General features: G+C 26.2%; 10 protein-coding genes and 1 riboswitch. Of the genes, 4 read left to right on the top strand and 6 right to left on the bottom strand.

The window, feature by feature from the left end:
• Positions 1-508: 508 nt before the first annotated feature.
• From CLOACE_RS10905 to argC, 4 genes are all read right to left on the bottom strand, one after another.
• Positions 509-1,213 carry a DUF554 domain-containing protein gene (locus tag CLOACE_RS10905; RefSeq protein ID WP_242866471.1) on the bottom strand — a complete coding sequence of 235 codons (705 nt, stop codon included), beginning with the start codon at positions 1,211-1,213 and terminating at the stop codon, positions 509-511.
• 165 nt (positions 1,214-1,378) lie between these two features.
• Positions 1,379-2,032 (bottom strand): energy-coupled thiamine transporter ThiT, encoded by a 654-nt coding sequence (thiT, locus tag CLOACE_RS10900; RefSeq protein WP_070111282.1) that lies wholly within the window; start codon positions 2,030-2,032, stop codon positions 1,379-1,381.
• An 81-nt stretch (positions 2,033-2,113) separates the two neighbouring features.
• Positions 2,114-2,212: riboswitch (TPP riboswitch) on the bottom strand.
• A 65-nt stretch (positions 2,213-2,277) separates the two neighbouring features.
• Positions 2,278-2,811, bottom strand: a complete 534-nt coding sequence (locus CLOACE_RS10895; RefSeq protein ID WP_084027626.1) for a GNAT family N-acetyltransferase — start codon at positions 2,809-2,811, stop codon at positions 2,278-2,280.
• 21 nt (positions 2,812-2,832) lie between these two features.
• Positions 2,833-3,870 (bottom strand): N-acetyl-gamma-glutamyl-phosphate reductase, encoded by a 1,038-nt coding sequence (gene argC / locus CLOACE_RS10890; RefSeq protein WP_070111281.1) that lies wholly within the window; start codon positions 3,868-3,870, stop codon positions 2,833-2,835.
• A 140-nt stretch (positions 3,871-4,010) separates the two neighbouring features.
• Between argC and argB the strand changes: the two genes are divergently transcribed.
• From argB to CLOACE_RS10875, 3 genes are read left to right on the top strand one after another with little or no spacing between them, the layout of a single operon-like run.
• A complete protein-coding gene (gene argB, locus CLOACE_RS10885; RefSeq protein WP_070111280.1) occupies positions 4,011-4,904 on the top strand; it encodes an acetylglutamate kinase in 894 nt (297 codons plus the stop codon).
• Complete coding sequence (locus CLOACE_RS10880) at positions 4,886-6,055, top strand: aspartate aminotransferase family protein (RefSeq protein ID WP_070111279.1); 1,170 nt, start codon at positions 4,886-4,888, stop codon at positions 6,053-6,055. The genes argB and CLOACE_RS10880 overlap by 19 nt, the downstream gene beginning before the upstream one ends.
• Positions 6,056-6,087: 32 nt before the next feature.
• Entirely contained in the window at positions 6,088-7,203 is a 1,116-nt protein-coding gene (locus CLOACE_RS10875) for a M20 metallopeptidase family protein (protein WP_070111278.1), read from the top strand.
• Positions 7,204-7,287: 84 nt separating this feature from the next.
• Here CLOACE_RS10875 and CLOACE_RS10870 read toward each other — a convergent pair whose 3' ends face one another.
• Positions 7,288-7,485, bottom strand: coding sequence for a cold shock domain-containing protein (locus tag CLOACE_RS10870; RefSeq protein ID WP_070111277.1), 198 nt, complete (start codon positions 7,483-7,485; stop codon positions 7,288-7,290).
• 256 nt (positions 7,486-7,741) lie between these two features.
• On the opposite strand from CLOACE_RS10870, the gene CLOACE_RS10865 reads away from it, so the two are divergent.
• Positions 7,742-9,664 carry an ABC-F family ATP-binding cassette domain-containing protein gene (locus CLOACE_RS10865; protein ID WP_070111276.1) on the top strand — a complete coding sequence of 641 codons (1,923 nt, stop codon included), beginning with the start codon at positions 7,742-7,744 and terminating at the stop codon, positions 9,662-9,664.
• A 179-nt stretch (positions 9,665-9,843) separates the two neighbouring features.
• Here CLOACE_RS10865 and yidC read toward each other — a convergent pair whose 3' ends face one another.
• The gene (gene yidC / locus CLOACE_RS10860; RefSeq protein ID WP_070111275.1) at positions 9,844-10,491 is read right to left on the bottom strand and encodes a membrane protein insertase YidC; all 648 of its coding nucleotides are present in this window, start codon (positions 10,489-10,491) and stop codon (positions 9,844-9,846) included.
• Positions 10,492-10,975 lie beyond the last annotated feature (484 nt).

The raw sequence follows: 10,975 nt of genomic DNA, 5'->3' as shown, positions 1-10,975 counted from the left end.
CTATAAATAGATAGGCTTTTTTGTCATGCCACAAAATATTAATTTTATAATTTTTATTATTTAAAGTAAGTCATATAGTAATTTTGTGATTTTCAAAGCTATATTTTCATAATTAATTAACAGAACCACTTAAGTAAAAATACACTTTGTGAAGGCCTTGCATTTTTAAAACAAAAGGGTAATAAGAAGATTACTATTTTAAAAAATAATCTCCCTATTACCCACTATATTTCTAATGTTTAAAACCACTTTTATTAAATTTTTATTTGCATTACAAAAAAATATTTTCATACTCATCATACCTCTTTCTGGCCTCACAGGACCAAATTAAAGTGTATTTTTTACTTGAATTTTTCATACTTAATTTTAGTCTATAAATTAAACTGTGTCAAGTATAATTTAACAACTTATTTTTCTATTTTAAATTTACGAAATTTAATATTAAAATTTGTTTATAAATAATACTCTTAATTTGACAAATATCATCCTATTTTATAAAGTATATTATCTATAATTTGATAATTATAGATAATATACTTTGATAAATTACAGGTACAAGCACCGCTGGAAGTAAATTTGCTACTTTTATATTAGTAGCTTTTAATATATTTAAGCTTAATCCAATTATAATTAAACTTCCTACTGCTGTTATATCATTTATTATGTTAGGTACAAGTAATACCTTTAATAGTGATGCAAATAATGTAATGGTACCTTGATATACAATTACAGATATTGAAGAAAATATAACTCCAATTCCCAGAGAAGAACTAAATATTATAGTCGTTACAAAATCAAGTAGTGCCTTAGTAAACAAAGTTGTATGGTTTCCTGTAAGTCCACTTTCAAGGGCTCCAACTATTGCCATAGAACCTACACATGTAATAAGAGTTGAAGCTACAAAAGCTTGAGCTATATTACTTCCCTTACTTTTAAATTTATTTTCTATACTTTTTCCAAATCTGTCAAGAAAGTTTTCTATACCAATAACTTCACCTATAACAGCTCCTATAACTATTGAAAATATTATAAGCATTACATTTGAAGCTTTCGTTATTCCTAAAACTCCTACCAAAAAAGAGCATAATGCTAACCCATTCATAATTGTATCTTTAATGTTCTCTGGTATTTCCTTCTTTATAAAAATTCCTATTAAACTTCCCACTATAATAGCAAAAGCATTTACTATGTTTCCAAACATACTTTGAAACATTTTTTTACCTCCATATCTGTGAAATACGTTACATCTTTCAACTTATTTTACAGTGTGGAGAATATATTTGCAATAACTTTTATAAAAAATGTATCATATCAACTTCAATGCAATAATACATAGATTTACTTTCTAAATAACCATATATTAACACAGAATATAAATCTAATATGTTGATCTTAATATCTGTGTTTTTATCCTATTTACAGGAATTACAAATAATATTACCATAGCTATAATAGCTTCAGGAAGTAAATAAGTTCCGTTATATAATATAGAATAAATCCATACATTTTGATCTCCTGCATAAGAAGCAAAGAAAACCACTCCTGATATAACATGGCATATAAATCTTAAAATTATGGCAAATAAAGCTCCTAAAGAAATATTATTTTTAAAATATCCTGCAAATCCTAAAACTCCAAAAGCTAAAATATAGTCTATTATAAGCTGTACAGGATGTATTACTTCAGGTCCCAAAATCAAATCAACTATTCCAAATATTATTCCTGCTAAACATCCTGTTCTTGTACCATAAATATAAGCTATAAATATAATAGGAATCATAGAACCTAAAGTTACAGATCCTCCCATAGGCATTTTTAATATTCTAAACATTTTTAATATACTAGCTAAGGCTACTGCCATAGATATATGAAGCATTATTTTTGTAGTTAATTTACCTTTATTAGCATGTACAAATATTAAAATTAAAACTAAAATAGCTATTAAAGTTAAATATATTATAGGATTTGAAAAAACAGTAGTTAGAGCTTCTCCAATTTTTGGAGCTTTAAACTTAAAATTAAACCAATTCAATACTAGTCCTCCTTTATTATTTTACTTTTAAATATAATTACATAAAAAAAGAAATACTGCAGAAAAACAGTATTTCTTAATTACATTTATACACTGCTTTCCTACGCTGGTATTATCCAGTTCAGGTACAAGGGTTAGAATTGAATCTATCTCAGCACCAAGGCACCCCTAGCTTTTTCATTTTATTATATACCATTTTAAATTTTAACACAAATAACTAATTATATTTAAAATTTTAAAAACCATCAAACTACTTCTGTATTTTTCTTAAAACCATCTAAAGAAGTTTCAACTTTTTCATTTTCATATTCTTTACATAATAATGCTCTAATATATCCCCTATCTTTAGTTGTTGATTCAATATAAAATCCTCTTCCATAATAAAATCTAACAAGAGATAACATTCTAGATGCAGTATGAAGATATAAATTTAAAACTCCTAACTCTCTCATTCTATTATCCACTGCATTCATTAATAATTTTCCTACACCTTTATTTTGATAATCCAAATCCACTGCAAATCTACTTAAATAAGCAGTTTTATCAGATTTCACTTCAACTCTTACACTACCTACAACTAATTTGTTTAAAAGTATTACAAAAAATTCTTTAGTTTCTATATCTTTTTTTATATCTTCATAACTTTCATTAAGAGCATCAATTTTTTTTAGTATTACTGCATTTTTTACATAGGCTTCAAAAGCTTTCTTATTTATTTTTTCTATTTCAAATATATCATTTTCTATAGCTTTTCTAACTATAAACTCCATTTTCTTCATGTATCTGCCCCCTTATATTTTTTATGGTGCCATTGCTATAAATTCTAAACCAGTTTTTTCTTCTAATCCAAACATAGTATTCATATTTTGAACAGCTTGACCAGAGGCTCCCTTTATTAAATTGTCTATAACAGACATTACAATTATTCTATTAGTACGTTTGTCTACTTTTACTCCAATGTGACATAAATTAGAGCCTCTTACCCATCTTGTTTCTGGTATTCCATTAATTACTTTAATAAAATAGTCATTTTTATAAAAATCTTTATATAATTCTCTAATATATTCTGTAGTTAAATCTAATTTTAAAGAAGCATAACAAGTTGATAGTATTCCCCTATTCATTGGAATTAAATGAGGAGTAAAAGATACTTTTATATTTTTTCCTGAAATTTTTCCTAGCTCTTGCTCAATTTCTGGAGTATGTCTATGTGCTGCAACACCATAAGGTTTTATAGACTCATTGCATTCTGTAAAAAGCGAACTAATATTTGCATTTCTGCCAGAGCCAGATACTCCTGATTTTGCATCGATTATAATAGAATTTATATCTACTAAATTGTTTTTTAAAATAGGAGCTAATGCCAATATAGTTGCTGTAGGATAACAACCTGGATTAGCTAACAAATTACTTTGTTTTATTTTTTCTCTATTTAATTCTGTTAATCCATAAACTGCTTTTTCTAAAAGTTCATCACATTGATGTTCAATGCCATACCAATTTTCATATATATTTTTTGAGTTCAATCTAAAATCTGCACCTAAATCTATTACTTTTACACCTAAATTCAATGCTTTTTTAGTTATTTCAAATGATTTACCTTGAGGCAGTGCAATAAATAACACATCTATTTCATTAAATTTATTTATTGCTTCTTCCATATCAACGCAAATATCTTCTATAACTCCATAGTAATTACCATAAATTTCACTAAAATTAGTATTTGCATAACTATAAGAACTGTAAAATTTTACATTTACTTTTGAATGGTTGTGTAAAATCCACACTAACTGCTCACCTGCATATCCTGTAGACCCTATTATACCAGCATTAATCATTAATATCACCTCAATAAATTTTAATTTGTATATAAAAATTATTATGCAACAAAATTCTAAAAAAATCAATAATATATTGAATATTTATATGTATTAAGGTATAATTATTCATACATTGCACATAAGGAGGAGATAAACAGGTGAAAAATACTCTTAATTACTTAAACAAAGAAACTGTTTTACAATTTAATAAATTCAAAGATAAAATTTTTGTTATAAAATATGGTGGAAGTATAATGAATAATGAAATAGCCCAAAAGGCTTTTATAGAAGATATATTATTTCTAGCAAGCACAGGAATTAAAATAGTTATAGTGCATGGGGGAGGTCCTGAGATTTCTAAATGGCTTAAAAAAACTGGAATTGAAAATAAATTTGTGAAAGGTTTAAGAGTTACCGATAGCAATACTATGGAAATTGTAGAAATGGTGCTGTCTGGAAAAATAAATAAAAATCTTTCATTTAAATTAAGTCAAAAAGGTTTAAAATCTGTAGGCATAAGTGGTAAAGATAACAATTTAATTAAATCTAAAAAGAAGATTGTTTATGATAACGGCAATGTGCTTGATTTAGGATTTGTAGGGGAAATAGTAAGTATAAATAAGGAGCTTTTAGTAACTATGATTAATAATAATTACATACCTGTTATATCTCCTATAGGTTGTGATGAAGAAGGCAATAGTTATAATATTAACGCAGACCACGCTGCAGCTTTTATTAGCGGTACACTAAAATCTGAAAAATTATTAGTTATGACAGATGTAGAAGGAGTTTATAAAAATATAAATGACTACTCCACTTTATTACCATCAATAAATATAAATGAAATTAAAGAATTTACGAAATTAGGAATAATTAATGGAGGCATGATTCCTAAAATGGAATGTTGCATTAATGCTATTAACAAAGGAACTAAAAATGTTCACTTAGTAGATGGAAGAAAAAAACATAGCTTATTATTAAGTATAACTACTAATTGCGGAACTAAAATTATAAAAATGAAGGGAGAAACGCCATGTCAAAAAATAATTTAATGAATACTTATGGAAGATTTGATGTTACTTTTGAAAAAGGAATTGGCACCAAGCTTTATGACGTAAATGGAAAAGAATATTTAGATTTTGTTTCTGGAGTAGCTGTAAATTGTTTAGGACATAGCCCTGCTGCTATAATTAATGCTATAGAAAAACAAAGCAAAAATCTAATTCACGTTTCAAATTACTACTGGAATACAGAACACACTGCTCTTGCAGAAAAACTTTCAAATAACTGCCATCACAACAAAGTATTCTTTTGCAATAGTGGTACTGAAGCAGTAGAAGCAGCATTAAAAATTGCCAGAAAATATGGCAAATTAAAATCAAATAAAAATAAAAACATACTGCTTTACATGGATAATTCTTTTCACGGTAGAACCATAGGTGCTCTTACTGTTACTGGACAAGAAAAATATCAAAAGGACTTTCTTCCTTTAATGGATGGAGTAAAAAAAGTAAAATTTAATAGTATTGAAGACCTAAATAAAAATTTTAACGAAAATGTATGTGGAATAATAATAGAGCCAATTCAAGGAGAAGGCGGAATTAATATTGCCCATACTGAATTTTTAAAAGAATCTAGAAAATTATGTGATAAATTTAATGCTTTACTAATATTTGACGAAGTTCAATGCGGTATAGGTAGATTAGGAAGTTTATTTGCTTACAAAAAATTTGGAGTTATTCCTGATGTAATTTGCATAGCTAAAGCTTTAGGAGGAGGTTTTCCAATAGGTGCTGTACTTGCTAACGAAACAGCTTCCCAAGCTTTTGTACCTGGCGACCACGGAAGTACATTTGGAGGAAATCCTCTTGCTTGTGCTGTTTCTTTGGCAGTTTTAACCGAACTAGTAGACAAAGGAATTATTAATAAAATAGAAGAAAAAAGCACATACTTAAAAGAAAAACTTAATAATTTAAAAGATAAATATAATGTTATAGATGAAGTAAAAGGAATGGGTCTTCTTATAGGCATAAGTATTAAAGTTGATGTAAAAGATTTTATTAATTTATGCTTTAAAAATGGTTTGCTAGTTGTATCTGCTGGAACTAATGTAGTAAGACTACTTCCTCCTCTTAATGTATCAAAGGCAGAAATTGATGAAGCATTAAATATTCTTGAAATAGTAATAAATAAATTTAGCTAATACTAATTTATATTTTTATAGGTGGTGGTAATTTGAATATTAAAAAATTAATAGAAGAAAATATAGAAACTATAAATAAAATTAGAAAACAACTACATGATAATGCGGAATTAGCTTTTGAAGAATACAAAACTCAAAATATCATACTTAATTTTTTTAAAGATTTGCATATAGAAACTAAAATACTAGCTAAAACAGGAGTTACTGCCACTTTAAATAATGGAAATAGTTGCATTGCCCTTAGAGCTGATATGGATGCTTTACCTGTAAATGGTGTATCCCATGTTTGTGGTCATGACTATCATATGGCTATTGTATTAGGCACTGCTTTAATACTTAAAAAATTAAATTTTAAAAAATGTGTAAAGTTTATATTTCAGCCTGCTGAAGAAGATGTGGGAGGAGCTATCCCTATGATAAAAGAAGGTGTGCTTAAAAATCCAAATGTAAAATATATGATAGGATTTCATGTATGGCCTAATGTAAAAGTAGGTACTATAGAAGTATCTAGCGGTGCATCTATGGCATCTGTAGATGACTTTTATATAACTTTTAAAGGTAAAGGCGGTCATGCAGCTATGCCTCACCTTTGTAAAAATCCAATATACCCTGCTATGGAATTTATTCAAAGTATGAATACAAAGTGTAAAATAGAAAATAATCCTTTAAATCCTCATGTAATTACTTTTTCTTCTATACAATGTGGCAGTGTACCTAATGTAATTTCTGATAAATGTAAAGTATTAGGCACTGTTAGAACTTTTGACAACAATATTAGAAATAAAATACATGAAGATATATTAAAAATTTCTCATTTAAGTTCAGAAAAGTATGGATGTGCTGTTAATGTAGAATACGATTTTCAATATCCTCCTTTAATAAGTGATGCTTTACTAACTAAAAAATTTGTAAAAGCTACTAAATCATTAATTGGAAGTAATAATGTTTTACCTTTAGAAAAAACATTTGCTGCAGAGGATTTTGCATGTTTTGCACAAAATGTTCCATCAGTACATTTTAGACTGGGTATTGCGGATAAATATAAAGGTATGAATGCTCTACACTCTCCAAATTTCAACGTCTCTGATGAATCTATTTTAAATGGAATTTATATAATAACAAACTTCATATTTTCTTTAGGTTGCTAGTAAAATAGCACCTATTTATTTTTTTACAAAAAATTAAAAAACCTAAAGAAATAATTCCTTAGGTTTTTAGTCGATTAACTAAAATTAAAGTATTGTTATGTTTTCAGCTTGTGGACCTTTAGCTGCTTCAACAACGTCAAAAGATACCTTTTGACCTTCTTCTAAAGTTTTGAATCCTTCTTTGTTGATTTGTGAGAAATGTGCAAAAACATCATTTCCTTCTTCTGTAGTGATGAATCCAAATCCTTTTTCTCCGTTAAACCATTTTACTGTTCCTGTCATATCTTATTACCTCCGAAATTTTCATTCCTTTAATTCTTAGTAAAAATAAATCATTAATAAAAATCTCGAAATATATACACTTAAGTTATTCTTAATTTTAGATAATTTCAAAAATATTCTATAATGGATCATTTACTTCTGAATTAAGGTTCTATATTAGTATACACTATATACAAAAAAAATCAAGGGCTTTTTTAGAATTATTTATTTTTATGATATAATAGTTCCATGTACAATAGAAAGGATACGTGAAATTATGAATTTAATATCTTTAGAAAATATATGTAAAAGTTATAGTGAAAAAATTCTTTTAAATAATATAAGTCTTGGCATAAATGAAGGAGAAAAAATTGGAGTTATAGGTATAAATGGTACTGGTAAATCTACTCTTTTGAAAATTGTAGCAGGTATTTCTACTTATGATAGTGGAAATATAATAACTGCAAATAAACTTACTATAAGTTATCTTTCTCAAAATACCTATTTTGATGATAACGCTACTGTTATTGAACAAATATTTAACGGTAATTCCCCTTTCATGAAAGTTTTAAGAGATTATGAAAGTACTCTAAATGAAATAAATAAAAATCCTGAAGATGATATTCTTCAACAAAAGCTTGTTGCTATTATATCAAAAATTGATAGTTTTAATGGTTGGGATTTAGAAGGAGAAGCTAAAATAATATTAGGTAAACTTGGAATAAACAATTTTGATGCTAAAGTTAATTCTTTATCTGGAGGACAAAAGAAGAGAATAGCTCTTGCATCTGCTCTTATTAAACCTTCCGATTTACTTATTTTAGATGAGCCTACAAATCACATCGATAACGAAACTGTTGCTTGGCTAGAAGAATATTTAAATAAAAGAAAAGGCGCTTTGCTTATGATAACCCACGATAGATATTTCTTAGACAGAGTAACAAATAGAATATTAGAAATTAATAGAGGTAATATTTATAGCTATGCTGGAAATTACAGTGTATTTTTAGAAAAAAAATTAGAAAGACAAGAATTAGAAAAAAGTTCTGAAGAAAAAAGACAAAATTTATTAAGAAGAGAATTAGCTTGGATTAAAAGAGGTGCAAAGGCAAGAAGCACAAAACAAAAGGCAAGAATTCAACGATTTGAAGAACTTAGAGACAGTGGCATAGAACAAGTAGACGACAAAATAGAAATTTCCGCTGCTAGTACTCGTTTAGGTAAAAAAGTTTTAGAACTTCATAATATAAATAAAAAATATAAGGATAAAGTAGTTATAAATGATTTTAGTTACATATTTTCTAAAAATGATAGAGTTGGAATTATTGGACCAAATGGTATGGGGAAATCTACTCTTTTAAATATATGTACTAAGAAAATTGCTCCAGATAATGGTGAAGTAATAATCGGAGAAACAGTTAAATTTGGATATTTTGCACAAGGTAATAAAGAAATTAATAAAAATTTAAGAGTAATTGAATATATAAAAGAAGGCGCAGAATTCATTAAATCAGAAAATGGAGAACTTATAAGTGCTAGTAAAATGTTAGAAATGTTTTTATTTACTCCTGAAATGCAATGGACTCCTATTTCAAAATTATCTGGTGGAGAAAAAAGAAGGCTTTATCTTTTAAGAATATTGATGGAAGCTCCAAATGTATTAATACTTGACGAACCTACTAACGACTTAGACATAGAAACATTAACTATTCTTGAAGATTACATTCAAAGTTTTAATGGCACAATAATAGCCGTATCACACGATAGATATTTCTTAGATAAAATAGCTGATAAGCTTTTAGTATTCAAAGGCAAAGGATTAATTGACTACCATGTAGGTAATTATTCTGAATACATGGAAAAGGAAAATCAAAGATTAAAAGACACTCCTGAACCTTCTGTTAAAAAAGAAAAATCTAAAGCACCTAAAGAAGAAAATAAATGTAAAAACAAAAATAATACCTTAAAATTTTCTTATAAAGAAAAAAGAGAATATGAACAAATAGATGATATAATTCAAAACACAGAAGATGAAATTTGCAAATTAGACGAAGAAATAAGCAAATGTACTACTGATTATGTAAAACTTGAAGAACTTTTACAAAACAAAAAAGAAGTTGAAGAAAAACTAGAACATCTTTATGAAAGATGGGAATATTTAAATGAACTAGCACAGAAAATTCAAGATCAAAAAAAGTAATTATTTTCAGTGTTAGTAATTACTTTCTATAAAAAATAGATAAGAATATACAAGTAAATCTTATTGTATTACATAATATTTTACTTATTACTAGAGTTAAATTAATTTATAAAAATAAAGCACCTAATTTTAAAATTAGGTGCTTTTTATTTTTATTATATTATACTAGTTATTAATAATTATCTGGATTTTATTAAATATTTTTTACAATATAACCTATATAATATTTCTTCAAATAAAGAAAATAGTCCTGTAGTAATAAAGTAAATTCCTACAGTTATAGGTGTTTTAATTGTTATTAATATACTAAAAAAAACTGTCATAATTATATTAATTTTTTCCACTTTAGCATTCTTAACTATATTTAAAAATGGTATATATGAAATTAAATATGGACTTAATGAAATTAATGTATATATCATTGGTATTATAAAATACTTATCTGACATCTTTATATTAGATATCCATGGAACAATTATTGTTCCAACCTCTACAGGCATTTTATTAAATAAAATATATAATGAAGATATTATAGGCAATTGTAATAAACTAACCAAACATCCCATCATACTTTTAGCACTTTGCTCATAGCATCTTTGCATTTCTTCTTCAAGCTTTTTCTTATTATCTTTATATATTACTTTCAATTCTTCTATTTTTTTAGAGAATTTCTGCTGTTGAGCAATACTTTTTTTCTGTTTTATTGAAATTGGCAATAACAAAATTCTTATTAAAATAGTTAATAAAATTATACTTATACCCCAATCCCCTGTAATTTTGAAAATGCAATTCAATATATTGTTTAACCCACTTAAAATGATGTTCATACATTCTACTCCTTATTTAATTTATTTTAGGTTGAATTTAAAAACACCATCTTAATTTAAAGTGTACACAATACCTCCAAATTTCATATTTTTCATAAGACATATAATATTTTATAATTAATTTTTTTGAATACTCCAATGCACATTTAAAAATAACTTTTACAAATTTGTTTAATTTTTTACTATTGTTTCTATATAAATTTTTTATATAAGTAAAAATACTTAAAATACAACTTAAAACTAATGTTAATTGCATAATAAATGAAATATCTACTTTCATTATAGACTACCTTCTTACTATAATAAATTTTTTATAAATTTCTATTAATCCAATTGCTATAAATATAATAAATATATGAGGAAATTGCACAATTAAACTTCCTCAATTATATTTAAAAATCATTACTTTTTGTTAATAATTAACTATTTTGTTCAGAAAAAGATAATAGCAAAGCTAAGGTGCTATTGCACCTGTGGATAACTT

The sequence above is a fragment of the Clostridium acetireducens DSM 10703 genome (genome assembly GCF_001758365.1).
Classification (GTDB): domain Bacteria; phylum Bacillota; class Clostridia; order Clostridiales; family Clostridiaceae; genus Clostridium_C; species Clostridium_C acetireducens.
The sequence above is the reverse complement of the archived record's forward strand: the minus strand, read 5'-3'. Positions and strand labels throughout refer to the sequence as shown.